The organism is Luteimonas marina (genome assembly GCF_007859325.1).
In the GTDB taxonomy this organism is placed as follows: Bacteria; Pseudomonadota; Gammaproteobacteria; order Xanthomonadales; family Xanthomonadaceae; genus Luteimonas; species Luteimonas marina.
Genome location: NZ_VOHK01000001.1, coordinates 222736 through 249603 on the forward strand (window position 1 = coordinate 222736; position 26868 = coordinate 249603).

General features: G+C 70.7%; 17 protein-coding genes. 7 read left to right on the forward strand and 10 right to left on the reverse strand.

What is annotated here, in order from left to right; genetic code table 11:
• Positions 1-148 precede the first annotated feature (148 nt).
• Positions 149-2257: a polyribonucleotide nucleotidyltransferase gene (pnp, locus tag FQY83_RS01045; protein ID WP_146384304.1), complete on the forward strand. Its 2109-nt coding sequence runs from the start codon at positions 149-151 to the stop codon at positions 2255-2257.
• Between the two features lie 96 nt (positions 2258-2353).
• On the opposite strand, the gene FQY83_RS01050 is transcribed toward pnp, so the two are convergent.
• The 3 genes from FQY83_RS01050 to FQY83_RS01060 all read right to left on the reverse strand — a co-directional run bounded on the left by FQY83_RS01050 (position 2354) and on the right by FQY83_RS01060 (position 7358).
• Positions 2354-3895 carry a DUF1501 domain-containing protein gene (locus tag FQY83_RS01050; protein WP_146384306.1) on the reverse strand — a complete coding sequence of 514 codons (1542 nt, stop codon included), beginning with the start codon at positions 3893-3895 and terminating at the stop codon, positions 2354-2356.
• 10 nt (positions 3896-3905) lie between these two features.
• Entirely contained in the window at positions 3906-5672 is a 1767-nt protein-coding gene (locus FQY83_RS01055) for a DUF1800 domain-containing protein (protein WP_146384308.1), read from the reverse strand.
• 282 nt (positions 5673-5954) lie between these two features.
• The gene (locus FQY83_RS01060; protein WP_146384310.1) at positions 5955-7358 is read right to left on the reverse strand and encodes a GntP family permease; all 1404 of its coding nucleotides are present in this window, start codon (positions 7356-7358) and stop codon (positions 5955-5957) included.
• Between the two features lie 171 nt (positions 7359-7529).
• On the opposite strand from FQY83_RS01060, the gene FQY83_RS01065 reads away from it, so the two are divergent.
• From FQY83_RS01065 to FQY83_RS01075, 3 genes are all read left to right on the forward strand, one after another.
• Complete coding sequence (locus FQY83_RS01065) at positions 7530-9755, forward strand: TonB-dependent receptor (RefSeq protein ID WP_146384312.1); 2226 nt, start codon at positions 7530-7532, stop codon at positions 9753-9755.
• A 327-nt stretch (positions 9756-10082) separates the two neighbouring features.
• On the forward strand, positions 10083-13403 hold the full coding sequence (locus tag FQY83_RS01070) for a hybrid sensor histidine kinase/response regulator (protein ID WP_146384314.1): 3321 nt from the start codon (positions 10083-10085) through the stop codon (positions 13401-13403).
• A 208-nt stretch (positions 13404-13611) separates the two neighbouring features.
• Positions 13612-14100: an NUDIX hydrolase gene (locus FQY83_RS01075; RefSeq protein WP_146384316.1), complete on the forward strand. Its 489-nt coding sequence runs from the start codon at positions 13612-13614 to the stop codon at positions 14098-14100.
• Between the two features lie 33 nt (positions 14101-14133).
• Here the strand turns inward: FQY83_RS01075 and FQY83_RS01080 are convergent, their stop codons facing one another.
• From FQY83_RS01080 to FQY83_RS01110, 7 genes are all read right to left on the reverse strand, one after another.
• Positions 14134-15231, reverse strand: a complete 1098-nt coding sequence (locus tag FQY83_RS01080; RefSeq protein WP_146384318.1) for an efflux RND transporter periplasmic adaptor subunit — start codon at positions 15229-15231, stop codon at positions 14134-14136.
• Positions 15232-15251: 20 nt separating this feature from the next.
• Entirely contained in the window at positions 15252-18335 is a 3084-nt protein-coding gene (locus FQY83_RS01085) for an efflux RND transporter permease subunit (protein ID WP_146384320.1), read from the reverse strand.
• A 134-nt stretch (positions 18336-18469) separates the two neighbouring features.
• A complete protein-coding gene (locus FQY83_RS01090) occupies positions 18470-19327 on the reverse strand; it encodes a LytR/AlgR family response regulator transcription factor (protein ID WP_238333358.1) in 858 nt (285 codons plus the stop codon).
• 4 nt (positions 19328-19331) lie between these two features.
• Complete coding sequence (locus FQY83_RS01095; RefSeq protein ID WP_146384324.1) at positions 19332-20417, reverse strand: sensor histidine kinase; 1086 nt, start codon at positions 20415-20417, stop codon at positions 19332-19334.
• Between the two features lie 139 nt (positions 20418-20556).
• Positions 20557-20958 (reverse strand): NIPSNAP family protein, encoded by a 402-nt coding sequence (locus FQY83_RS01100; RefSeq protein WP_146384326.1) that lies wholly within the window; start codon positions 20956-20958, stop codon positions 20557-20559.
• Between the two features lie 210 nt (positions 20959-21168).
• Entirely contained in the window at positions 21169-21834 is a 666-nt protein-coding gene (locus FQY83_RS01105; RefSeq protein WP_146384328.1) for a response regulator, read from the reverse strand.
• 136 nt (positions 21835-21970) lie between these two features.
• Positions 21971-22789, reverse strand: a complete 819-nt coding sequence (locus FQY83_RS01110; protein WP_146384330.1) for a 3-hydroxybutyrate dehydrogenase — start codon at positions 22787-22789, stop codon at positions 21971-21973.
• Positions 22790-23000: 211 nt separating this feature from the next.
• On the opposite strand from FQY83_RS01110, the gene FQY83_RS01115 reads away from it, so the two are divergent.
• The 3 genes from FQY83_RS01115 (at position 23001) to phaE (ending at position 26868) form a co-directional block, all read left to right on the forward strand.
• Positions 23001-24731 carry a 3-hydroxybutyrate oligomer hydrolase family protein gene (locus FQY83_RS01115; RefSeq protein WP_238333359.1) on the forward strand — a complete coding sequence of 577 codons (1731 nt, stop codon included), beginning with the start codon at positions 23001-23003 and terminating at the stop codon, positions 24729-24731.
• A gap of 221 nt (positions 24732-24952) precedes the next feature.
• Positions 24953-25573: a CDP-alcohol phosphatidyltransferase family protein gene (locus FQY83_RS01120; protein WP_146384332.1), complete on the forward strand. Its 621-nt coding sequence runs from the start codon at positions 24953-24955 to the stop codon at positions 25571-25573.
• A gap of 146 nt (positions 25574-25719) precedes the next feature.
• The gene (gene phaE, locus FQY83_RS01125) at positions 25720-26868 is read left to right on the forward strand and encodes a class III poly(R)-hydroxyalkanoic acid synthase subunit PhaE (protein ID WP_146384334.1); all 1149 of its coding nucleotides are present in this window, start codon (positions 25720-25722) and stop codon (positions 26866-26868) included.

Genomic DNA, 26868 nt, shown 5'->3' on the forward strand with positions numbered 1-26868 from the left:
GTTTTTGGGGCGTGGCGGTGTCCGCTGCCGCACCCGGGGCAGACGAAGCCCATCCCACCGCAAGCAATGCAAGGCCATGCGCACGTGGCCACCCGTCCGGGGCATGGGCCCCGTCCGGTTCATCGATCCAGACCCAAGGACCTCCAACGTGGCAAAAGTGACCAAGACCTTCCAGTACGGCAACCAGGCCGTGACCCTCGAGACCGGCGAGATCGCGCGCCAGGCAGGCGGCGCCGTGATGGTGTCGTGCGAAGGCACCGTCCTGCTCGTGAGCGCGGTGGCCAACAAGACCGCGCGCGAAGGGCAGGACTTCTTCCCGCTGACCGTGGACTACCAGGAAAAGTTCTACGCCGGCGGCCGCATCCCGGGCGGCTTCTTCAAGCGTGAAGGCCGCGCGACCGAGAAGGAGACGCTGATCTCGCGCCTGATCGACCGCCCGATCCGCCCGCTGTTCCCCGACGGCTTCCGCAACGAAGTGCAGATCATCGCCACCGTGATGTCGATGAACCCCGAGGTCGACGGCGACATCCTCGCGCTGATTGGCGCCTCCGCCGCGCTGTCGCTGTCGGGCGCGCCGTTCGACGGCCCGATCGGCGCGGCGAAGGTCGGCTACAAGGACGGCCAGTACCTGCTCAACCCGACCGTCAGCGAGCTGAAGGATTCGGACCTGGAGCTGGTGGTCGCCGGTACCGCCGCCGCCGTGCTGATGGTCGAGTCCGAGGCGCGCGAGCTGTCCGAGGACGTGATGCTGGGCGCGGTGATGTTCGGCCACCAGCAGATGCAGGTCGCGATCGCCGCGATCAACGAACTGGTTGCCGAAGCCGGCAAGCCGAAGTGGGACTGGCAGCCGCCGGCCGCCAACGAAGGCCTGATTTCCGCCATCCGCACCGCCGTCGGCGAGCAGCTGGCCAGCGCCTTCCAGGTGCGCGACAAGCTCGAGCGCAAGGACGCCATCTCGACCGTCAAGAAGGCGATCCTCGAAGCGCTGGCGCCGCAGGCCGAGGCCAATGCCTGGTCCAGCGGCGAACTGTCGAAGGAATTCGGCGAGCAGGAATACCAGACGATGCGCAACTCGGTCCTCAAGACCAAGGTCCGCATCGACGGCCGCGCGCTCGACACCGTGCGCCCGATCGCCTCGAAGGTCGGCATCCTGCCGCGCGTGCACGGCTCGTCGCTGTTCACCCGCGGCGAGACGCAGGCGATCGTGGCGGTCACGCTGGGCACCGCGCGCGACGGCCAGATCATCGACGCCGTCGCCGGCGAGTACAAGGAACACTTCCTGTTCCACTACAACTTCCCCCCGTACTCGGTGGGTGAAGCCGGCCGCATGATGGGCCCGAAGCGCCGCGAGATCGGCCACGGCCGCCTCGCCAAGCGCGGCGTGCTGGCGGTGATGCCGACGATGGAGGAGTTCCCGTACACGATCCGCGTCGTGTCGGAGATCACCGAGTCGAACGGTTCCTCGTCGATGGCCTCGGTCTGCGGCTCCTCGCTGGCGCTGATGGACGCGGGCGTGCCGATCAAGGCGCCGGTCGCCGGCATCGCGATGGGCCTGGTCAAGGAAGGCGACGACTTCGTCGTGCTGTCGGACATCCTCGGCGACGAGGATCACCTCGGCGACATGGACTTCAAGGTCGCCGGCACCACCAACGGCATCTCGGCGCTGCAGATGGACATCAAGATCCAGGGCATCACCGAGGAGATCATGAAGGTCGCGCTGGCCCAGGCCAAGCAGGGCCGCCTGCACATCCTCAATGAGATGAGCAACGCGCTGTCCGTCGCGCGCACCGAGCTGAGCGAGTACGCGCCGCGCCTGCTGACGATCAAGATCCACCCCGACAAGATCCGCGAGGTGATCGGCAAGGGCGGCTCGACGATCCAGGCGATCACCAAGGAAACCGGCACCCAGATCGACATCCAGGACGACGGCACCATCGTCATCGCCTCGATCAACGCCGCCGCGGCGCAGGCCGCGAAGGACCGCATCGAGCAGATCACGTCCGACGTCGAGCCGGGCCGGATCTACGAGGGCAAGGTCGCCAAGATCATGGACTTCGGCGCGTTCGTCACCATCCTGCCGGGCAAGGACGGCCTGGTGCACGTCTCGCAGATCTCCAACGAGCGCGTCGAGCGCGTCGGCGACAAGCTCAAGGAAGGCGACGTGGTCAAGGTCAAGGTGCTGGAAGTCGACAAGCAGGGCCGCATCCGCCTGTCGATGAAGGCCGTCGAGGAAGGCGAGGGCGTGGCCGCGGAGTGATTCGCGCGACGCTGTCGGTTGCTTTGAAGGAAACGGGCTTCGGCCCGTTTTCTTTTGGGTCTTCGCGAGCGGGGCGCCCCCGGGACGCCCCCCCGGCTACAGACTGTGCTGCTGCATCAGCCGGAACAGCTTCAGCCGCAGCCGCAGCAGCGGCTGCGAGATCCTGGCAGGCATCCGCACCGTGCCGCGCTGGCGCCGGATCGGTGCGTCCGGGATCACGTTGCCGGCGCTCGCCGTCGCCGCCGGTGCCGACTGTGTACGGATATTGCTGACCGGCGCCTGCGCCGCGGCCTGCTGCGCGGGCTGGGCCTGCGCCGTGGCGCCGGCGGCGGTGAACATGCCGAGCGCGCTGTAGCCGGTGTATCCGGGAAACACCTCGGCGGTGCGGGTGTGTCCCATGCGCGCCTGCAGCAGTTCGGTGATCACGCGGCGGAAGTCCGTGGTCACCGGCACGTCGCCGAAGTAGGGCGACAGGATCTCCGGGTTCAGTCCCAGCCAGCTGCCGTAGAAGCGCCGCCCGTTCACCGGGCCGCCGAGGACCAGCAGCGGATTGCCGTAGCCGTGGTCGGTGCCGCCGCTGCCGTTCTCGCGCACGCGACGGCCGAACTCGGACTGCACCACCACGGTCACGCGCGCCATCTCGCCGCCGGCGGTGAGATCGGCGTAGAAGGCGGCGAGCGCCTGGGACAGTTCCGCGATCCGGTCGCGGTAGTAGCCGCCGCCGCCGTTGCCCTGGCTTTCGTGCGTGTCCCAGCCGCCGACATCGACCGCGGCGTAGCGCAGGCCGAGGTCGAAACGGATCGACTGGGCGACCGTCCACAGCTGGCGGGCGAAGGTCGTCGTTGGCCACCCCGAGGGCAGGGTGCCCGTATAGGGCTGCCTTGCCACCGTGCGCAGCGCGGCATCCGCGGCGCGGCCGCTGTGCTCGATGCCGACGTTGCCCTGCCACATGCTGGCGAGCGTCTCGTTGACGCCCTTGAAGCCCACGGGCGAGCCATCGCGCGCCATCTGCCAGGCCCAGGAGCCGTTGTTGAGCACGAAGTCGTTCGGGCTGCCCATCGTCAGCGCCTGGGTGGCGCCGAGCAGGTTCGCCGGCATGCGGCTGTTCACCGCCAGCGCCGGCATCACCACCGACGGCGAGGCGCCGGGCTGCGTGTTCCAGGCCCGCGCGAGCCAGCCGGTGCCGTTGCCCTTGCTGCCCGGCGTGCCGAAATCGAGGTACTGCTGGGCGTCGAAATGGCTGCGCGTGACCGTGGTCTGCATGCCGCAGCAGTGCACGATCGCCAGCTTGCCGTCGACCCAGATGTCGCGCAGGCCGCTCGCGCCCGAGTGCAGGCCGAAGCCGGTCGCGGACCCGTTCGACAGGGTCAGCGGCAGGGCGGCGTTGTCGCCGCTGACCGGGACCCGGATGTCCGGGCGCGCCTGCTCGTAGAAGCTGCGGTCGTTCCCGGACACCGGCAGGACGAGGTTGAGCCCGTCGATGCCGCCGCGCAGGAAGACGTGGACGATGGTGTCGTAGCTGTTGGCCGCGGCGTGCGCGGCGCTGCCGAAGAACAGCGACGGGCCGACGGCGCCGACCGCAGCGGTGGCGCAGCAGCCCTTGAGGAATTCGCGGCGATCGAGTTCGATCCTCTTCATGATCTCGTCCTCAACGGCTCAGGAATTCGGGAGACATCAGGATCAGCGAGACCATGCTGCGGATCCGCTCGTGGTTGTAGTGGCGCTTGAAGTCGTTCTGCGACCAGGTGTTGGTGTCCTCGATGACGTAGGTCGCGGGATCGCCGTTCTGCGCCAGGAAGTTGCGCAGCACGGTGACGCGCGAGGACTTGGGCAGATAGCCGAGGATGCGCCTGCACCAGAAGTCGACCAGCCTGTTGGCCGTCCACTGTGCGACGGGAACGCCGGCCCGGGTGATGTCGAGGATCGGCAGCAGCTTGCCGTCGCCGGCGACGTTGTTGGTCTCGGTGATCCAGTTCAAGATCTTCCAGGTCATGCCGTAGCTGCTGGCGCCGGACCACGCCGTGGCGATGTCGGGATAGCCGTTCGGCGCCGGCCAGTCGTAGGGCTGGTGGCCGGTGAAGCCCAGGCGCCAGTTGAGGTCGTCGCTGCGGTTTTCGTTGAGCCGGTAGGTCCATTCGCTGCCGAGCGCGCGCAGCGCCGCGGCGACGGCCTCGAACGGACGCCGGTTCTTTCGGCCCCAGGTGTGCTGGGCGACGTCGGAGAGCAGGATGTGGCGCAGGGTGCGCTTGATCTGGTCGGGTGCCCGCCAGTTCGCGCGGAAGATCGCGGCGGCGCTGTCGACCAGGTCCTGCGGCGGATCGTCGGTGAAGAAGCGGCGGATCAGCTTCCTGCAGATGAACTTCGCCACGCGCGGGTGGCTGGCGATGCGGTCGAGGATGTCGCGGCCGTCCTGCAGCGCCGGGCGCTCGGGATAGATGAAGGTGCCGAGGACGAACTTGGGCCCCGAGTCGTGCCAGTCGGAGTGGTAGTAGAAGGCGCCGTTGTCCTTGTCGGCGTGGGTGAACTCCCAGTGGTTGTTGTTGATCGTCCAGCCGGTGAACGCGGCGGCGGTCTCGTAGACGTCGATGTCGGTGTAGCCGATCGGATAGCCGGGATCCTCCGGGCAGGGCGGGACGTCGAAGGGGTCCATGAAGCCCAGGTAGTTCTCCGCACCGAAGGTGTGCAGTTCCAGCAGCTCGCGCGCGAAGTTCTCGTTCGGGCCGGAGCGGCGGTTCGACTTGTTGTCGAGATAGGTCATCATCGCCGTGCTCCTGGCGACCGCCTCGAGCATGGTGCGGAAGTTGCCTAACGCGTTGGCCCGGATCACGTCGCGATCGTAGTGGACGTAGACCGGGCAGCAGTCGTAGTCACTCAGCATCACGTTGAAGTGGTCGTGCCAGAACGTGTTGACGACCTCGAACAGCTGCCGTTTCGAGAAGACCGCGCGCACCAGGGCCGCGCGCTGGACTTCCCAGCCCGGACGCATGCGCACCGCCCATTCGACGTCGGCGCGCACGTGCTCGGACCATTGCTGTTGGAGCGTCTTGTCGAGCGTGGAGTATTCGGCGTCGGCGAGCCGGGTGGCGACGGCGCCGTCGTCGATCGTGGAAGGATCGAGCTGCCGGTCGACCCAGGCGGTCAGGCGCGCGAGGTCGCTGCTGCCCAGCGCGTTGAACTCGGCGATCGATGCCGGCGTCGCGCCGTAGCTGAGGTTGTTGAGGACCCGCACCGCGAACGGCGGCTTGGCCAGCGTCAGCAGTCGCCGCTGGGACGACTTCTCGGGCAGTGGCCCGCTCGCGGCGGCCTGGTGGTCTTTCGGCAGCGGCTGGAAGCGCGGCGCGCGGGCAAGCTTGTACCGCTGGCGCTGCGCGCGGTCGAGCATGGCGCGCTCCGCCTGGGAAAGGCCTGGGTGCATGGCGATATCCTGGGTGGTCCCCTGCGGGAGAGAGTATCGGGCTGGCGTCGGGCGGGGATGTGACCGCGCCCACAATCCAAAGTCCGCGAGCGTTGGTCAATACGCACGGTGGCGTATGGGGAAACGCGGGCGTGGCCGCGGGTGATGTGCCGCACGGCCGTCATCTCCGCGGAGGCGGGGATCCCTTCTGGCTTCAGGGGAAAGACACTGGGTCCCCGCCTTCGCGGGGATGACGATGCCGGGGCTTCGGGGGCAGCCGAACCCTCCGGGAACCTGCCGCCCTCAGACCAGCCCGGTCGCGTAGAACACGCCGATGATCACGAACACCGCCGCGGTCTTGATCAGGGTGATCGCGAAGACGTCCTTGTAGGACTGGCGGTGGGTCAGGCCGGTGACCGCGAGCAGGGTGATGACCGCGCCGTTGTGGGGCAGGGTGTCCATGCCGCCCGAGGCCATCGAGGCGACGCGGTGCAGCACGTCCATCGGGATGCCCGCGGCTTCCGCGTTGGCGATGAAGGTGTCGGCCATCGCCGCCAGCGCGATGCTCATGCCGCCGGAGGCCGAGCCGGTGATGCCGGCCAGCGCGGTGACGGTCACCGCCTCGTTGACCAGCGGGTTCGGGATCGCGCCCAGCGCGTTGGCGACGATCAGGAAGCCCGGCAGCGCCGCGATCACCGCGCCGAAGCCGTACTCGGACGCGGTGTTCATCGAGGCGAGCAGGGCGCCGCCGATGGCGCTCTTCGTGCCTTCGGCGAAGCTCGCGAACACCGGCTTCCAGGCGAACACGAGGATCGTGGCGATGCCGACCAGCAGCGCACCCTGGACCGCCCAGATCGCGGCGATCTTCGGCACCTCCTGCACCACCGGCGCGGCGTTGCCGACCACCGCCGGCACGAACTCGTGGGTCGCGCCGTAGGCCTTCGGGATCCAGCGCGTGAACAGCAGGTTGCTCACGCCGACCAGCACCAGCGGCAGCAGCGACACCAGCGGGTTCGCCAGCCGGTCGCCGGCGAAGGGCGCGGGTTCGTTGAGCAGGGTCGCCGGGTCGCCGTAGCCTTCGCCGGCGCGCTGCGCGACGCGCCGGCGCCATTCGAGGTAGCTCATGCCGACGACCAGGATGAACACGCCGCCGATCGTGCCCAGCACCGGCGCGGCCCAGGCATTGGTGCCGAAGAACGCGGTCGGGATGATGTTCTGGATCTGCGGCGTGCCGGGCAGGGCGTCCATGGTGAAGGTGAAGGCGCCCAGCGCGATCGTGCCGGGGATCAGGCGCTTGGGGATGTTGCCCTGGCGGAACAGCTCGGCCGCGAACGGATACACCGCGAACACCACCACGAACAGCGACACGCCGCCGTAGGTCAGCAGTGCGCAGACCAGCACGATCGCCAGCATCGCCCGCTGCGCGCCGACCACGCGGATGGTGGCGGCGACGATCGACTTGGAGAAGCCGGAGATCTCGATCAGCTTGCCGAACACCGCGCCCAGCAGGAACACCGGGAAGTACAGCTTCAGGAAGCCGACCATCTTGTCCATGAACAGGCCGGTGAACATCGGCGCCACCAGCGAGGCATCGGTCAGCAGCACCGCGCCCAGGGCCGCGATCGGTGCGAACAGGATCACGCTGTAGCCGCGGTAGGCGACGAACATCAGGAAGCACAGCGCCGCCAGGACGATCAGGAAATCCATTCACGAGCCCTTCGGCGCGTCGGCGCCCGAAACCGGCGGACAGTGTCCGGACGGCGGCGGCGGCGGCCCATTGTCCGAAGGTACGATGCCACCCGGTTTGACGACTCCTTAACCTCCCTCGCCATGTGGCCAGCCGGCCACGCGCCATGCATCCCGTGGGAGGGGCCGTCGATGAAGCACCGCAACCTGAAATACAGCAGCCTGAGCCTGGCCATCGCCCTGGGCATGGCCGCGCCCGCCGCGTTCGCGCAGGACGCGTCCGAGCCGGCGCCGGCGAATCCGTCCAGCACGACCAGCCTCGACACGATCACGGTCACCGCGCGCAAGCGCGAGGAGACGCTGCAGGAGGTGCCGGTGGCGGTGACGGCGTTCACCCCCGAAACGCTGGAGAAGCTCAACGTCCAGGACCTCGGCGACCTCGGCGCCCAGGTGCCGAACCTGACGGTGTACGCGGCGCGCGGTTCCAGCAGCACGGTGACCGCCTACATCCGCGGCATCGGCCAGGCCGATCCGCTGTGGGGTGTGGACCCGGGCGTGGGCATCTACCTCGACGACGTCTACATCGCCCGCCCGCAGGGCGCGCTGCTCGACGTGTTCGACGTCGAGCGGATCGAAGTGCTGCGCGGCCCGCAGGGCACGCTGTACGGCAAGAACACCATCGGCGGCGCGATCAAGTACATCTCGCGCGGCCTGCCGAAGCAGACCGACGGCTTCGCCTCGGTCACGGTCGGCAACCACAGCCAGCTTGACGTGAAGGCCGCGATCGGCGGGCCGATCGGCGGCAGCGAGGCGCTGCGCGCCCGGGTGTCGGTGGCCAGCCTCAACCGCGACGGCTACGGCGAGAACCTGCACAGCGGCCAGCAGGTCAGCGACAAGGAGATCCTGGCCGCGCGCGCCCAGCTCGGCGCCTACGTCAACGACGACCTCGACATCCAGTTCGCGATCGACTGGATGGACGACCAGTCCGGCGTGCGCGGCGGCAAGATGCTCGCCCCCAACCCGCTGGACTACGTCATCGACCCGGGCCGCGGCTTCGGCCAGCAGCCGCTGGACAACCGCTACGACATCCGCAGCGGCATGCCCAACGTCAACGACACCTCGATGCTCGGCATGTCCGCGACCGTCAACTGGCGCGTGAACGAGGACTGGGCGCTGAAGTACGTGGTCGCCAAGCGCGAGTCCGACACCGAGACCAACATCGACTTCGACATGCTGCCCAACCGCATCGTCGACGTGCTCGCGTTCTACAGCGACGAACAGGTCAGCAACGAGTTCCAGGTCAACTACGACGCCGGCGGGCGCGTGCGCGGCGTGGTCGGCCTCTACGCCTTCGACGGCGAGGCCGGCGGGCAGGTGCTGAACAACTTCCTGAATGCCTCGTTCGGCGACACCCGCGGCACGGTCTACACCGAAAGCCTGTCGCTCTACACCGACTGGACGATCGACCTGACCGACAGGTTCAAGCTCGATCTCGGCGCGCGCTACACCGACGAGGACAAGCACGCGGTCGTGCTGAACCGCGCGTATTCGAGCGCGGACTTCGACACGGTGATCGCCGTCCCGGCGGATTTCGACAAGACCGTCAACTTCAGCAACGTCTCGCCGAAGATCTCGCTGGGCTACCAGGTGAACGACGACGTGCTGGTCTACGGCCTGGCCTCGCGCGGCTTCAAGTCGGGCGGCTACAACATCCGCGCCAACAGCGCGGTGCCGCACACGCTGCTGCCGTTCGACGACGAGTCGGTCGACAGCTTCGAGATCGGCGCCAAGCTGGGCCTGCTGGACCAGCGCCTGTTCCTGAACCTCGCCGCGTTCCACAACAAGTACGACGACATCCAGCTGTCGGTGTTCACCGGATACGATTCGAACGGCGATGGCGTCGACGATGCCTTCCTCGGCGACTTCACCAACGCCGGCAAGGGCACGGTGAACGGCGTCGAGGTGGAATACCAGTGGCTGCCGACCGAACACTGGCTGATCAGCGGCAACCTCGCGTGGCTCGACGCCAAGTACGACGAGTTCATCAGCGCGGGCACGAACGTCGCCGACAGCCAGGTGTTCACCAACGCGCCGGAATTCTCGGGCGCGGTGAACGTCGAATGGCGCACCGACCTGGCCAACGGCGGCAACCTCTCGGCCCGCGTCAGCTACGCCTACCAGAGCGAGGTCTACCCGACCACCGACCTGTCCGAGGACATCAAGCAGGACGGCTACGGGCTGGTCAACGCCGGCGTGATCTGGCGCATGAACGACGCCTGGTCGTTCTCGCTGCAGGGCACCAACCTGGCCGACAAGGAATACCGCACCACCGGCTACAACATCGCCGCGCTGGGCATCCTGACCGGCTTCTACGGCCCGCCTCGCCAGTACAGCCTCACCGCCCGCTACGATTTCTGAGCGGGGTTCCAGTCGGGGCGGCCGCCGGCCGCCCCCGCAGCCGGGCCGCGGATTCGTCCGCAGCCCGTCGCGTTTTTTCGCGGTTGCTGGGCAAAAAACTTCGTCATCCCCGCGAAGGCGGGGATCCAGCGTCTTCAACCCGACGGAACGCAAAGACACTGGGTCCCCGCCTTCGCGGGGATGACGACCCCATGCTGTTTCGTTCCCGGGCAAAGCCGGGACGCAGCGCAGGATGCATGACAGTCGTCCGGTGGTTCCCTATGCTCCCGCAGATGACGACGCAGCAGCGACCGGCGACATGATCGCGCAAGGGCAGGGCCGGCCGCGATGCTGAGCATCGGCGCCGTCGTCGCGGCGGCCGCGCTGTGGCTGGCGCTGCTGTTCGCCACCGCGGTCTACGCCGAGCGCCACTCCGGCGTGCTGGCGCGCCACTGGCGCCACGTCTACGCGCTGTCGCTGGCGGTGCACTGCACCTCGTGGACCTTCTACGGCACGGTCACCCAGGCCGCGCGCTACGGCTGGCCGCTGCCGCCGACCTTCGTCGGCGCGATCGCGTTCTACGCCCTGGCGGTGTTCTTCATGATCCGGCTGGTGCGGCTGGCGCGCGAGAGCAACGCGACCTCGCTGGCGGACCTGATCGCCACGCGGTTGGGCAAGGATCCGTGGCTGGCGGCGACGGTGACCCTGGTCGCCGCGCTCGGGCTGATCCCGTACATCGCGCTGCAGCTGCAGGCGATCACCCAGAGCTTCGCCACGCTGACCGCCGGCGCCGTGCACGCGGGCGACGCGCCGCCGCCGCCGTGGCGCGACGGCGCGTTCTACGTGGCGCTGGCGATGGCGCTGTTCGCGATGCTGTTCGGCACCCGCCGCGCCAGCGCCACCGAGCACAACCCGGGGCTGGTGCTGGCGATCGCGTTCGAGTCGCTGTTCAAGCTGGTGGCGATGCTGGCGCTGGGCGCGTTCGTCTGGTTCGGGCTGAAGGGACTGCCGACGATCGATGCGCCACCGCCCGTGGCGACCTCCGCCGGCGGCTTCATGCCGCTGGTGCTGCTGGGCGCGCTGGCGATGTTCATCATGCCGCACCAGTTCCATGTCGGCGTGGTCGAGTGCCGCGACGACCGCGACGTCCGCACCGCGCGCTGGCTGTTCCCGCTGTACCTGCTGCTGATCGCGATCCCCGGGCTGCCGCTGGCGCGCGCGGGCGCGGCGCTGCTCGGCGATCGCGTGCCCTCGGACATGTATGCGCTGGCGCTGCCGCTGGCCGCCGGCAACGACGGCATCGCGCTGCTGGTGTTCCTCGGCGGCCTCAGTGCGGCCACCGGCATGGTCATCGTCAGCACGCTGACGCTGAGCCTGATGATCGGCAACCACTGGTTCGCGCCGGGCCTGCTGCGTGGCGCGTGGTCGCGCGGGCAGGCCGACGACCATCGCGGCGCGCTGCTGGCGCTGCGCCGCGGCGGCATCGTCGCGATCATGCTGCTGGGCTGGGCCTACAGCCGGCTGGTCGGCGGCAACGAGGCGCTGGCCGACGTCGGCGCGGTGTCGTTCTCGGCGCTGGCGACGCTGGCGCCGGCGCTGGCGTTCGCGGTGTGGCGGCCGCAGACGCCGGCGCGCGCGGCGGTGCTGGGCGTGCTGGCGGGCTTCGGCGCCTGGGCCTGGGTGACGCTGCCGCCGATGCTCGAACCCGGGCAGGCGTGGCTGCAGTCAGGGCCGTGGGGCCAGTCGTGGCTGGCGCCGGAATCCCTGTTCGGCCTGACCGGCTGGAGCCGGCTCGGTCGCGCCGTCGGCGTGAGCCTGTTCGTCGGCACCGCGGTCACCCTGCTGGCGGCGGGGCTGCGCAGCACGCCGCATCGCAGCGAGGCGCGGGGTTCGGACCTGCGTACGCTGCGCAACGCCGGCCGCCGCTTCCTGCCGGCGCAGCGCGTCGACGAACTGCTGCGCGGCGCGCCCGCGAACGGGCCGGTTCCGGCGGCCACCGAACTGGGCCTGGAGCGCGAACTGGCCGCGGTGCTGGGCAGCGCCTCGGCGCGCCTGCTGCTCGACGCCGCGCGCCGCGACGCCGGGCCGGACCTCGACACCGTCGCCGCGATCGTCGGCGAGGCCTCGCAGGACCTGCGCTTCAACCAGCGCCTGCTGGAGGCCGCGCTCGAGAACATGAGCCAGGGCATCAGCGTGGTCGACAGCGAACTGCGCCTGGTCGCCTGGAACCGGCGCTACGCCGAACTGTTCGATTATCCGCCGGAGCTGCTGCGCGTCGGCCTGCCGGTGGAGCGGCTGCTGCGGCACAACCTGCGCGGCGGGCTGGTCGGCCCGGTCGACATCGATCGCGAAGCGGACCGACGGCTGCGGCACATGCGCGCAGGCACGCCCTACGTGACCGAGCGCCGGTTCCCGGACGGCACCGTGGTCGAAATCCGCGGCAATCCGATGCCCAGCGGCGGCTTCGTCGCCACCTTCACCGACGTCACCGCGTTCCGCGACACCGAGGCCGAACTCAAGCGCAGCAACGAAACCCTGGAGCATCGCGTCGCCGAGCGCACCGACAGCCTCGACCAGGCGCGGCGCGAGGCCGAGCGCGCGAACGACGCCAAGAGCCGCTTCCTCGCCGCGGTCGGCCACGACCTGCTGCAGCCGCTGCACGCCGCGCAGCTGTTCACCGACTCGCTGGCCAGGCAGCTCGACGACGCGCGCCGGCCGGCGCTGCAGCAGGTGCGCGGCGCGCTGGATTCGACCACCGACCTGCTGACCGGCCTGTTCGACATGTCGCGGCTGGAGGCGGGCGGGCTGGTGCCGCAGCCACGCGATTTCCCGCTGGCCGAGGTGCTCGATCCGCTGGCTTCGGAGTTCCGCGCGCTGGCCACGGAACAGGGGCTGGCGTTCCGCCACGTGCCGACCATGGCCTGGGCGCACGGCGACCCGCAGTTGCTGCGGCGCGTGCTGCAGAACTTCCTCGCCAATGCGGTGCGCTATACCCGGACCGGCGGCGTGCTGCTGGGCGTGCGCCGCGACGGCGACGGCCTGCGCATCGAGGTGCACGACACCGGCCCCGGCATCGATCCCTCGCAGCAGGCGCTGATCTTCGAGGAGTTCCGGCGCGGCGACGGCGTGCCGGGGCAGGGCCTTGGCCTGGGGCTGGCGATCGCGGATCGCATCGCGCGGCTGATGTCGGCGCCGCTCGGCTTGCGCAGCCGGCCGGGCTGCGGAACCGTGTTCTCGCTGCGGCTGCCGCGCGCGGCAGTGCAGGCGCGACCGGTCGCCGGCGGCGGCAAGCCCGTGCTCGCGGGCACGCGCCTGCTGCTGGTCGACAACGATCCCGGCGCGCTCGCGGCCCTGCGCGTGCTGCTGGAAGGCTGGGGCTGCGAGGTCGAAGCGGCGGCCGACGGCGCCGGCGCCGAAGCGATCCTGCGGCGCGCGCCGGCCGCGCTGTGGCTGTTCGACTACCACCTCGACGACGGCGACACCGGCGTCGCGCTGCACGCGCGGCTGTCGGCGGCGTTCGGCGAGCGCCCGACCCTGATCCTCAGCGCCGACGACAGCGGCGACGTGCGCCGAGCCGCGCTCGAACACGACCTGTCCCTGCTGCAGAAGCCGGTGCGCCCGCTGGCGCTGAAGTCGGTGCTGGACCGGATGCTGGCGAGCCGGCTCTAGCCGGCAATCGTTCCGCCGCGCCTCGTCCGGCGACCTTTCACGCTGTCATTTCGACCGAAGGGAGAAATCTGCTTGTCTTCCCGGCTGGAACAAGAAGCAGATTTCTCCCTTCGGTCGAAATGACAGCCGGGGGCGGCGGAATGCACACGGCCCCGCGAGCGGCGACCCCCTCGCCTAGAATGTGCGTTTCCCGCACCTGCACTGCCCGATGCCCTACACCCCCATCGTCGCCACCCTCGGCTACGTGCTGTCGCCGGACCGCCGCCGGGTCCTGATGATCCACCGCAACGCGCGCCCCGGCGACCATCACCTAGGCAAGTACAACGGCCTCGGCGGCAAGCTCGAGCCGGACGAGGACGTGGTCGCCGGCATGCGCCGCGAGATCCTCGAGGAAGCCGGCATCACCTGCGGGGCGATGGCGCTGCGCGGCACCATCAGCTGGCCCGGCTTCGGCAAGCACGGCGAGGACTGGCTGGGCTTCGTGTTCGTGGTCACCGGCTACGACGGCACGCCGTTCGCCTCGAACCCGGAAGGCACGCTGGAGTGGGTCGACGTCGACCGCATCCTCGACCTGCCGCTGTGGGACGGCGACCGCCACTTCCTGCCGCTGGTGTTCGACGACGACCCGCGCGCCTTCCACGGCGTGATGCCGTATCGCGACGGCAGGATGGTGTCCTGGAGCGTGTCCAGGATCTGACCGCAGGCGGGGCGGGGCGCAGCCCAGGGAACGTCAGCGCATGGCCAGGGGTTCCGTGAGCGGCTGGATGCTCAGCGCCTGTCCCGGCTCGACGCGCTCCGCGCCGCGCACGACCAGGCGATCGCCCGGCGCGATGCCGCCGGTCACCTCGACCATGCCGTCGAACTCGTCGCCGGCCTGCACCGGCAGGCGTTCGGCCCGGTCGGCGGCGTCCACGCGCACCACGAAATCGCCCTCGCGACGCAGCACCAGCGCATCGCGCGGCACCGCCACCACCGCGCGCGTTTGCGCACCGGGCATGCCGACGGTCACCGCGGTGCCGACGGGCAGGGTGTCCTGGTCGATGGCGACGCGCAGTTCGAGCTGGCGCGAGGCCTCGTCTCCGACCGGCACCAGTGCGGTCACGACCGCCTCGCGTTCGGTTCCGCCGGAGCGGATGCGGACGGCGGCGCCCGGTGCGACGTGCTGCGCCAGCGCCACCGGCGCGTGCGTGCGGACTTCGCGCGCGGCCGTGTCGACCAGACGCGCGACCGCTTCGCCCGGCTGCAGGTATTCGCCCGGCTGCACCAGGCGTTCGGCGATGATGCCGTCGAACGGCGCGCGCACCACCATCCGCTCGCGCTGGTGGCTCGTGCGTGCGAGTTGCGCGCGCGCCTGCGCGAGGTCCTGCGCCAGCACGTCGCGATCGGCCCGCTGCTGCTCGTACTGCGCGCGGGCGACGCTGCGCTGCGCCGAGAGCGTGGCGAAGCGGCGCTCCTGCGCCTGCGCCAGTTCCAGCTGCGCCTGCACGCGTGCGACCACGGCCCGGCTCTCGCGTTCCTCGAGCCGCAGCGCGGTGTCGTCGAGCACGGCGATGGCTTGGCCGGCGCGCACCTCGTCGCCCACCTCGGCGATCCGCACCACCAGCCCGGCTGCGTCGCCGGAGACGCGCGAGTCGCTCCGGCTGACGACGCTGCCCGGGGACCAGTGCCAGGGGAGGAATTCGGTGCCGACGGCGGGCGCGACGCTGACCGTCGCGGGCGGCGCCTCCGGCTTGGCCGGCGCGCCGGCGTCGGCATCGATCTTCAGCTGCGACAGGAGCAGGGCGCCGACCAGGGCGGTCGCGATCAGGGAGGCTTGCAGGGGACGCATGTCGTTCTCCGGGAGCGGGTTCAGGCGGTGGCCTGGACGAGGGGATCGATGGCGGTCTCGCGGCTGCGGCTGCGGGCGTCGCCCAGGCGCATCAGCGCGGGCACCAGCACCACGGTGAACACCAGGCTGAGCGCGACGCCGCCGACGGACACGGCCGCGAGGCCGCGATAGATCACCGCGCCGGGGCCAGGGTTGATCGCCATCGGCAGCGCGCCGAGCACGCCGGTCAGCGCCGCGATCAGGATCGGGCGCAGGCGCTGGTCGAGCGCCTGTCGCAGGGCATCGTCCAGCGATGCGCCGGCGGACTGCGCCTCGCGCGCTTGCGCGACCAGCAGGATCGCGTTGTTGATGACCATGCCCATCAGCAGGATGAAGCCGATCATCGACAGCAGGTCCAGCGTCTGGCCGGCCGCGAGGTCGAGCACGCGCAGGCCGACGACGCCGCCGAGCACGGCCAGCGGCAGCGTCGCCATGACGAACAGGCTGTCGCGCAGCGAACGGAACATCGCCGCCATCAGCATGAACAGCACCAGCAGGGCCATGGCGAAGTTCGCGCCCATGCTGCCGACCACCTGGTCCAGGCGGTCGGCGCTGCCGGAGACGCGCACCGCGGCGTCCGCGGGCAGTTCGGCGCGCAGCGCCGGCACGATTTCGCCGTCGACGATGCGCAGCGCCTCCTCCAGCGACATTGCCGCCGGCGGATCCACGGTCAGCGTGACCGTGCGGCGGCGGTCGATGCGGCGCAACTGGTTGGGCGCGATGACGGTGCGGACCTGCGCCAGTTCGCCCAGGCTCAGCACGCCGCCGCGCGGCGTCGCCAGTGGCGCGGCCTCGAACGGATCGGCGGCGTCGCGTGCACTGCGCAGGATGATCGGCAGCCGGCGGTCGCCGTCGAAATGCTCGCCCAGCCACTGGCCGTCGCCGAGTGCGCGCACGACCGTGCCCAGGTCGCTGCGCTGCCAGCCGGCTTCCGCCAGCCGGCGATCGTCCGGGCTGATCCGCAGTTCCGGCGTGCCGGCATCCGCGTTCGGCCAGGCCTGGACGTTGGCGCCGGCGAAGCGTTCGGCCAGCGCGCGACGGCCCGCTTCCGCGGCGCGCGCCAGCGCATCGCCGTCGCCGTGCTGGAGATGGATGGCGATCGCGCGCGCCGAGCCGCCGAAGCCGCCGAACAGTTCGCCCTCGCTGGCGAAGGCGCGCGTGTCCGGGAAACCGACCACGACCTCGTCGCGGACGATGCGTTCCAGTTCGCCGATCGCGTCCGGATCGACCACCCGCGCGCCCAGCGTGCCGCCTCCCGGCCACAGGTTGAGGTACCAGTTGCTGAGTCGGGGCTGCTTCCCGCCTTCCATGTACGGGCGCATGCGCTCCATCAGCACCGGCGCGACCTCGCGGTTGACGCGCTCGGGACTCATCCCCGGCGGGAAGGTGAAGAATGCGTCGACCGCGGCGCGCTTGACCGGCGGCAGGTAGTCGATCTGCGGCATCAGCAGCGCTGCCAGCAGCGCCGGCGCGAGCACCAGCGCGCCGACCCACGCCAGCTGCCGGCGACGGGTGCGGGTGGTGCGCAGCGCCCAGTCGCCGATGTCCGTCCAGTAGCGGTGGCGGCGCTGCTCGCGCGGCCGCGAGCGCAGCCAGTTGCCCGCCGCCGCCGGGAGCACGCTCATCGCCACCAGCAGCGAGATGCCGACGGCGATGGAGATCGTCAGCGCCAGGTCCGCGAACAGCTGGCCCTCCACGTCCTCCATGAAGACCACCGGCAGGAACACCGCGATCGTGGTCAGCGTGGACGCGACCAGCGCGCCGCCGACCTGGCGCGTGCCCTCGAGCGCCGCGCGCGCTGCGGGCACGCCGTGCTCGCGCAGGCGCACGATGTTCTCGGCCACCACCACCGCAGCGTCCATCACCATGCCGACGGCGAAGGCCAGGCCCGCCAGCGAGATCACGTTGAGGCTGCGGCCGGTGAGCTGCAGCACGATGAAAGTCGCCAGCAGCGAGATCGGGATGGCGCAGGCGATCAGGACGGTGGCGCGCACGTCGCGCAGGAACCACCACAGGCAGCCGACCGCCAGCAGCACACCCGCGAACAGGCTGCCCGACAGCAGCCCGATCGCGCGGTTGATGAACACCGAGGCGTCGAAACTCTGGGCGATGTCGAGGCCGAGCGGCTCGAGTTCCTGCTCGCGCAGATCGGCGACCACGCGCTTGACCTCTTCCAGCGTCGCGAGCACGTTGGCGTCGTTGGTGCGCAGGATGCGCAGCCCGATCGCGGGATTGCCGTTCTGGTAGGAAAAGAAGCGCTGCTCCGGCCGCTTCACCTCGACCGTGGCGACGTCGGCGAGCCGCACCGGGCGGCCGTCGCGCCAGGCCAGGATCAGTTCGCCCATCGCCTCGGGCGAATAGCGCCCGGCGAAACGCAGCACGTACTCGCGGCGACCGGCCTCGACGATGCCGCCGGAGACGTCGGTGGCGCGCGCTGCGACCGCCGCGACGTCCGGGATGCGGATGTCCAGCGCGGCGGCGCGCGCGAGGTCGAGGGTGATGGTCAGCTCCTCCGCCGCGCCGCCATTGACGGCCACGCCGGCCACGCCTTCCACCGAGGTGATGCGCGGGACCACGCGGTCCTCGATCAGCTGGCGGTAGTCGAGGATGCTGCCGGGCGTGCCGGGCAGTTTCTGCACGAAGAAGTAGGTGAGCGAATTGTTGGCGTTGTCCGCGCCGGCCTGCACGACCGGCGGCGTGGCGTCGCGCGGCAGCGGCGGCAGGCGGTTCATCCGCGCCAGCACTTCCACCAGCATCGCGTCCATGTCGCTGCCGACCGCGAAGGTGAGGTTGATCCAGCTGTTGCCGGCGTTGACGTTGGAGGCGATCTCCTCCAGGCCGGGCAGTCCCTGCAGCACGGTCTCGATCGGTTCGACGATCTCCGACTCCATTTCCTGCGGCGACGCGGCGCGCCAGCCGGTCTGGATCGACATCTGCGGGCGCTCGATGTCGGGAAACAGCTGCAGCGGCAGCTTGCCGAGGCTGAGCAGGCCGAACGCGCAGACCAGCGCGACGGCCACCGCGACGGCGGCGGGGTTGCGCAGGGAGGATTCGGTCAGCTTCATCGGCGTCCACGCGGAGGGTCGGCGGGGCGCACGATGCGCGCGAACGGCGCGCGGGCGATGGCCCGGAAGTCATGCCGGCGACGGGGTTGCGGCGAAGCGTTGCCAGGCTGCGGCGAAGCGATGCCGCGGCAAGCTCAGAGCAGGATCGCGAGCTTGTCCCGATGGCTGCGCGAGAGCTTCAGCTCCTGGCCGCAGTCCAGCCGCAGGAAGCTTTCGCCGTTGCTGTGCGGGCGCAGTTCGACCACGCGCGCGGCGTTGACGATGGTCGAACGGTGGATGCGCGGGAAGCGCGCCGGGTCGAGCTGCTGCTCCATCTCGCGCATGGTCGCGCGCAGGATCAGGGTGTCGCCGCCGCCGTTGCCGTCGACGTGGATGCACATGTAGTCGCCCGCGGCGTCGATCCAGCGGATGCTGCGCAGGTCCACGCGCACGGTGCGCTGGCCGTCGCGCACCGCGAGCTTGTCGTCGCGCCGCAGCTGCTCGATGGCATCGGGGCGGAGTGCCTCGTCGAGCCGCAGCGGCGGCTTGCCGCTCAGTTCGCCGAGCAGTTCCAGCAGGTGCTCGCAGTGCGTGCCGGCGTCGCGCTGGGCGCGCGCCTTGCGCACCTTCGACAATGCCTGCGCAAGGCGACTGTCTTCGACCGGCTTGAGCAGGTAGTCCGCGGCGGAAGCCTCGAAGGCGCGGATCGCGTAGTGGTCGAACGCGGTCACGAACACGACCAGCGGCATCTCGTTCGAGGGGATGCGGCGCAGCGTCTCGAAGCCGTCGACACCCGGCATCTGCACGTCGAGGAACATCAGGTCAGGGCGGTCGGCGCGCAGCGCGGCGATCGCCGACGCGCCATCGCCGTACTGTCCGACGATCTCCACGTCCGGATGCGCCTGCAGCCGGATCTCCAGCCCGCGCCGCGCCAGCGGCTCGTCGTCGACGATCACCGCGCGCAGCCGCGCGCACGCGGCCCTGCCGGCTCCTGCCTGCGGTGCCGTCGCCACGGCGTCAGTCCCCGGCGCCCTGCGAGGTCTCGAACGGCAGCCGCAGCGTGACCTCGATGCCGGGCTCGCGGTTGCGGACCGAGAACGAACCGGCATCGCCGTACAGCACGGCGAGCCGCTCGCGCGTGTTGCGCAGGCCCACGCCCTTGCCGGGGGGCAGGCGGTCGCCCTCGAGGCAGCTGCAGCCTGGGCCGTCGTCGGCGACCGTCAGCACCAGCTGCGCGTCCTCGCGGCGCGCCTGGATCCTCAGCAGGCCGCCGGCCACCTGTTTGGCGACCGCATACTTGATCGCGTTCTCGACCAGCGGCTGCAGCAGCAGGCTGGGCAGCAGCGCGCGCCAGCAGTCCTCGTCGATGCCGGTTTCGACCCGCAGGCGTTCGGCGAAGCGGATCTTCTCGATGTCCAGGTACAGCGTCAGCGCGTCCAGTTCCTGGCGCAGGGTGACGCGCTGCATCGGGTCGTTGTCCAGGGAGTGCCGCAGGAACGCCGACAGTCCCTGGACCATGCGGTTGGCGGTGCCGTTGTCGCGATCGAGGATCAGCGTGGAGATCGCGTTGAGCGTGTTGAACAGGAAGTGCGGGTTGAGCTGGTAGCGCAGCATTTTCAGCTGCGCCTGGTGGGCGATGCTGCGTGCGGCCAGCGTGCGTTCGGTTTCGTTTTGCAGCTGCCGGTAGTACTTGATGCCGAAGTACAGGCCGACCCAGGCCAGCAGCACGTAGATGTAGCCGAGGGAATAGGCGACGAACGCCATGCGGTTGGTCGGCTTGCAGGTGTCGCAGAACTCCACCAGCGCCTCGCGCGTGAGGAAATCCATCAGCGCCGAGCTCGCGAGGATCGGCAGCACCATCAACAGCAGCAGCCGCTTCGGCGGCAGGCCCCAGCACAGGCGCAGCAGGAAACGCAGCCCCAGGGTGAACAGCGCGCCGGTGGTCGCGGCCGTCAGCGGCACCACCCAGTAGCCGGACGGCTTGCCATGGGCGATGGCCGACAGGTAGCCCTGCCCGAAGTAGGCCGTCCAGCCGCCGATGTGCAGCAGCCAGAACAGATGCTGGCGCGGCATCTCCAGCGGGCGGGACAGGGCGATGGACATCGACGTGGCATCCGGGTGCAACCGGGACATGCTACTGCCGAAGGGCGCGCCATGGACTCGCTTCGCCGCGGATCCGGCACGGTTCGCCGTGCGCGGCGGGGCGATGGCGGGAGCGTCGCTGCCGGCTCCCCGGCGCCGCTCAGTCCCGCAGGAAGGACATCCGTGGCGAGTAGTCCGCCGGCGACAGCACACGCTCGTCGATGTCACCGACGAAGCGGCCGTGCTCGCGCGCGGTGACGCGCTTGATCTCCGCCCACTCCTCGTCGGCCATGAACTTCTCCCAGCCCTCGCGCATCGCCGGTTCGTCCGGCCATTCCAGCAGGTAGACGAACTGCGGCCGGCCATCGTCGCCGTGGCTGTCCCGGATCGCGACGATCTCGAAGCCGTATTTCGGCATGATCCGCGCAGCGTGGTCGCGGAAGCGGTCGTGGAAGGCCTCGCGGGTGTCGTCGAAGACCTCGTAGACCCGCAGTTGGTGGATCGGGCGCGAGGCATCGTCCGCGCTCGCGGGTCCGGGGCAGCAGCGCCCGGAGGAGGGCACAGATCGCCAGCCAGCGGTGGGCGAAGGGCGGGGAAGTCGACATCGGCATCTCCGGTCTCACCTGGTACCGGTGAAGTGGGAGTCCCGTCGCGCGAAAGGGTTCCCGGAGAAACCTGACGGAGTCCGCGGATCGGCGACTCCATCGGCGAAATCCGCTCCGACGGACGCCCCGGGACGCGGTGCGTGCGCTGCAGGCGGACCCGGACCGGATCAATCCGCCGCCTGCCGGCTCGGATCCCCGATCTCGAGTTCGCGCAGGATCACGCTGGCCTGGGTGCGGTTGCGGGCGCCGAGCTTCTCGAAGATCACCGACAGGTGCGCCTTGACCGTGCGCTCCTGGATGTCGAGGCGGTCGGCGATCTGCTTGTTGAGCAGGCCTTCGGCGACCAGGGTCAGGACGCGGAACTGCTGCGGGGTGAGGCTGGCCAGGCGCGCGGCAAGGTCGGCGTCGGCGGGGGAGGATTGCGCGCGGGTGACCGCGCCGCGCAGCGCGGGCGGCAGCCACTGTTCGCAGGCGAGCACGGTGCGGATCGCCTCGCGCATGTCGTCCAGGCCGGCGCTCTTGGGGATGTAGCCGGCGGCGCCGTGGTCGAGCGCGCGGCGCACGGTGTGCGGATCCTCGTTGGCCGAGACCAGCACGACGGCGACGGCCGGATGCTGGGCGCGGATCGCGGCGAGGCCGGCGAGGCCGTGGTTGCCGGGCATGTGCAGGTCGAGCAGGACCAGGTCGATGTCGTTGCGCGATTCCAGCAGCGCCAGCACGCCGTCGAGCGATTCGGCCTCGCAGGTGGCCACGTCCGCGGCCGCCTCGGCGGCGGCCCCGCGCAGCGCGGCGCGGAACAGCGGGTGGTCGTCGGCGATCAGCAGGGTGGGCATGCCGGGAAGCCTACCGCGTGCGTCCTGCGCAGGCGATGGCGTTGGCACGGCGCTCGCGATGGCATGCACGTTCACCCGGGCCCGGGGCTGTTCCCGCGAACGCAGGAGGTCGCCGCGGCAATGGGGCCGGCGGTGGTCATTGCGCCGTCCAGCCACCGTCGATCGGCATCGCCGTGCCGGTCACGTTGTGCGCCTCGCGCCGGCACAGCCAGGCGGCCATCGCGCCGATGTCCTCGGGCAGCGACATGCGCAGGCTGGGCTGCTTTTCCGACAGCAGCGCGCGCACGCCGTCGTCGCGGCTGCCGCCGTTGCGGCGCGCCTCGATCTGCGGCTCGATCAGCGGTGTCTCCACCCAGCCCGGGCAGATGCAGTTGACGGTGACGCCGCCGCTGTCGCGGCTGCCGGCCGCGGCGTATTCCAGCGCGGCGACCCTGGACAGGCCGACGATGCCGAACTTGCTGGCGACGTAGGGCGCCTTGTCCTTCGATGCGACGAGGCCGTGCACCGAGGCGATGTTCACCACGCGCCCGTAGCCGCGCGCAGCCATGCCCGGCATCGCCAGCCGCATGGTGTGGAAGGTGGCGCTGAGGTTGATGGCGAGGATGTCGTTCCACTTCGCGACCGGCATCTCGGCCAGCGGCACCGCGTGCTGGATGCCGGCGTTGTTGACCAGCACGTCGACGCCGCCGCCGGACGCCTGCGACCACGCCGCGACGTCGGCCAGCATCGCCTCGATCTGCGCCGGATCGCGCAGGTCGGCGTCGAAGTGGCGGGCGTCGGGCGCGCCGGCGTCGCGGGCCGAGGCGACGGCATCGTCGATCTGCCCCGGCGTGCCGAGGCCGTTGACGGCCACGCGCGCGCCGTGCGCGGCCAGCGTGCGGGCGATGGCCAGGCCGATGCCGGAGGTGCTGCCGGTCACCAGCGCGGTGCGGCCTTCGAGGAAGCGGTCGTTCATGCGTGAGGCGGGGAAGCCGAGGTCGCCGGAAACGGTAGCAGGCGCGTTTCCCGCGCGCGTGGTACCAAAGTACGATGAAGCCCGCGGTCGTGGCTGCTACCGTGCCGGCATGACCACCTCATCGATGATCGGAACATTGTGCGCGGCCGCGCTTGCGGCTGGACTCGTGGCCTGCGCGACCGGGCCGCGCACCCAATCGGCGGAGGCGACCGTGTTCACGGCACAGCGCAGCAGCGAGCACCGCGGCCAGGACGACCTGCTGACCGGCGGCCTCGGCCTCGACGGCCTGCGCGCGATGGCGCCGCCGGCGTTCGCCGATCCGGCGCAGCCGACCGCGGCGGAACTGCGTCGCCGCGCGCTCTGGAGCAACTGGCGCGGCATCGCCGACCTGGCCCCGGGCGGCGGCTACGGCGAACTGTTCGGCAGCCTCGCCGCGGTCCCCGGCCGCGAGTTCCATGCCTACGCGAAAGTGCCCGGCGCGGCCTCTCCGCACCGCGTGATGCTGCAACTGCCGGACGCATTCGATGCAAGCAAACGCTGCGTGGTGGTCACCGCATCCTCGGGCTCGCGCGGCATCTACGGCTCGATCGCCGTGGCCGGCGCCTGGGGCCTGCCGAAGGGCTGCGCCGTGGCCTATACCGACAAGGGCGCCGGCACCGACTACTTCGATCTCGAAGCCCAGTCCGGCGTGCGCGCCGACGGCACGCGCGGCGCGCTCGACGCCGGCGACCTGGCCTTCATCCCCGATGCGCCGGTCAACGCGTCTGGCGTTGCCTTCAAGCACGCGCATTCGAAGGACAATCCCGAGGCCGACTGGGGCCGCCACGTGAAGCAGGCGGCCGAGTTCGCGCTGCAGGCGCTGGGCGAAGCCCTGCCGGATGCGGCGCCGTTCACTTTCGCCAATACCCGCGTGATCGCGGTCGGCATTTCCAACGGCGGCGGCGCGGTGCTGCGCGCGGCCGAACTCGACGGCGACTGGCTGGACGCGGTGGTGGCGGGCGAGCCGAACGTGTTCGTCGACGGCCATGGCGGTCGCTCGCTGTACGACTACACCACCGAGGCGGCGCTGCTGATGCCCTGCGCGCAGCTGCACCTGCAGGACCTGCCGCAGCCGCCGTTGCGGGCGCAGGTCGAGGCGCTGTGGACGCTGCGCTGCGGCTCGCTGCAGGCGGCTGGACTGGTCGAGGGCGGCGATCCCGCGGCGCAGGCGAAGTCGGCCTTTGACCGCATGCTGGCCAACGGCTGGAGCGAGGGTGCGATTCGCGCCGGCGTGCTCTCCACCGGCTTCGACCTGTGGCGTGCGGTCGCGGTCACCTATGCCTCGGCCTATGGCCGCTATGGCGTGGACGAGCATCCCTGCGAGTTCGCGTTCTCCGCGCAGAACGCGGATTTCCAGGCGCGCGCGGCGACGCCGGCGGAGCAGGCGGCATGGTGGAGCGATGCCAGCGGCATCCCGCCGGGCGCGGGCGTGGGCATGCTCGGCACGCCGGTGGCCTTGCCCGACGCCACGCTGCCGGGCCTGCAGTGCCTGCGCGCGCTCAACGACGGCGACGGCGAGGACGCGAAGCGCGTGCAGGCCGGCATCGCCGCCACCCGCGCCGCGCCGCCGCGCGCGGGCCTGCCGGTGGTGGTGGTGCACGGCACCGACGACGGCCTGGTGCCGATGGCCTTCAGCAGCGCGCCCTACGTGGCCGCGGCCCGCGCGGCCGGACGTGACGTGCGCTATTGGCAGGTGCGCAACGCGCAGCATTTCGACGGCTTCCTCGGCCTGCCGGACTACGCCGCGCGCTACGTGCCGCTGCTGCCGTATGTGTACGAGGCGCTGGATCGTGTGTCGGCGCACCTGGATGGCGCCGGCGCGCTGCCGGCCGACGCCGTCATCGCGACCACGCCGCGCGGGCCAGGCGCGGCGCTGACGCGGGCGCATCTCGCGATTCCCTGACGTCGCTGGCGTAAGGGCGACGACGATCTGCTCCTTCCCCCGCTTGCGGGGCATTGCGCCCTTTACGGGTGGAAGGTTGGGATGGGGGGCGAGGCGCACGGCGCCGAGCTTTCGCCACGAAGAGCGCCCCCACCCCAACCCTCCCCCGCAAGCGGGGGAGGGAGTTTTGCAGGAGCAGGGCAGGATTTGGCACTCTGGGGGCCGGTTTCCGCGAGATCGCCATGTCCAGACCCCGCCACTTCTCGATGCTGCGCGATTTCCAGCTGGCCGACTGGTTCACGCTGGCCAACGCCTTCTGCGGCACCGGCGCGGTGTTCGCGGCGATGCGCTTCCTGCAGGACGGCGTCGTCCGCGACCTGCTGGTGGGCATGGCCCTGATCCCGCTGGCCTTCGTGTTCGATGCACTCGACGGGCGCATCGCGCGCTGGCGCAAGGTCGCCTCGACCCTCGGCCGCGAGCTCGATTCGCTGGCCGACGTGATCTCGTTCGGCCTCGCCCCGGCCGCGCTCGGCTACGCCTGCGGCCTGCAGGGCGGCTGGGACTGGGTCGTGTTGAGCTATTTCGTCGGCTGCGGGGTCAGCCGGCTGGCGCGCTACAACGTCACCGCCGAGACCCTGGCCGACGGCGGCGACAAGGTGAAGTATTTCGAAGGCACACCGATCCCGACCAGTCTGCTGATCGTGGTGCTGCTGGCCGTGGCCGCGTGGCAGGGTGCCATCGGCGACGCGATCTGGTTCGGCCAGTGGCAGCTCGGCCCCTGGCAGTTGCATCCGCTGGTGCTGGTGTACGCGCTGTCGGGTTCGCTGATGATCAGCAAGACCGTCCGCATTCCGAAACTCTGAAGCCGCCGGGCCGCGCGGGCGGCGGCACGGGGCGGGATTCGCGGCGTCCACCCGGCCACGGGCCGGATTGGACATCCTGTCGCATCGATCCGCCACTGGATCGACGCCTGCGGTTGCTATGATCGTGGCGCAACGCGGAGACAGGCATGGCAAACGGATCGATGGCGGATTTCGAGCGGCTCGCCCGGCAGTACTGGGGCGCCTGGGGCGATGCGATGCGCGGCGCGGCGCCGGGCGGCGGGCAGCCGGGCATGCATGCCTGGCAGGACGCCATCGACTGGTGGACGCGCTATGCGCACGGCGGCCGCGAGGGCGTGAACGAGGCGCTGGGCCGGTTCAACGTGCAGGCGCGCGACTGGTACGGGCACATGCAGCAGGTGGCCGCGCAGTTCGCGGGGCGCGACAACAGCGCCCGTGACGTCGCCGCCGCCTGGAAGCAGGCGCTGGGCGCGGCCGGCATGAACCCGTTCCCGGAAATGTTCCGCTCGATGCGCGGCCACGGCCTGCAGGGGCTCGACCAGTGGGTCGAGGACGCGTCGCCCTGGCTCGACGCGATGCGCGGCGAGGGCATGTCCTGGCTGAAGCTGCCGGCCTTCGGCGTCGGCCGCGAGCACCAGGAGCGGCTGCAGGCGCTGGCGCAGGCGCAGGTGGAGTACCAGGAGTGCAACAACGCCTACGGCGCGCTGATGCTGAAGGCCTCGCAGTCGGCGTTCGAGATCTTCGAGGACAAGCTGGTCGAACGCGAGGAACCGGGCCGGCAGATCGAATCGCCGCGCGCGCTGTTCGACCTGTGGATCGACGCGGCGGAGGAGGCGTACGCGGAGATCGCGCTGTCGAAGGAATTCCGCGAAGTCTACGGCAAGCTGGTCGACGCGCAGATGCGGCTGCGCGCCGGCGTGCAGCGCGAGGTGGAGCAGGCGAGCGCGCTGCTGGGCATGCCCACGCGCACCGAGGTCGACGCCGCGCACCGCAAGATCGTGGAACTCGAGCGCGCCCTGCGCCGCATGCGCGATGCCGCCGAGGCCGCGCCGCCGCGAGCGTCGGCGGGCAAGCCGCCCGAGGCCCCGGCGCCCAAGCGCGCCGAAGCCGCCCGCAAGCCGGCGGCCGCCGCGAAGCCCAAGCCCGCGCCATCGAAGAAACCGGCAGCGGCGAAGCGCGCAGCACGCAAGGTCGCGGCACGGCCGAGCGTTGCCAGCCGTCGCGCCCCCACCAACGGTTTCTCGAGCGCGATCCCGATGCCGGTCGCACCCCTGCCGCCGGACGATGCGGCGCGGTCGAAGAAGGAAGGACGCTGA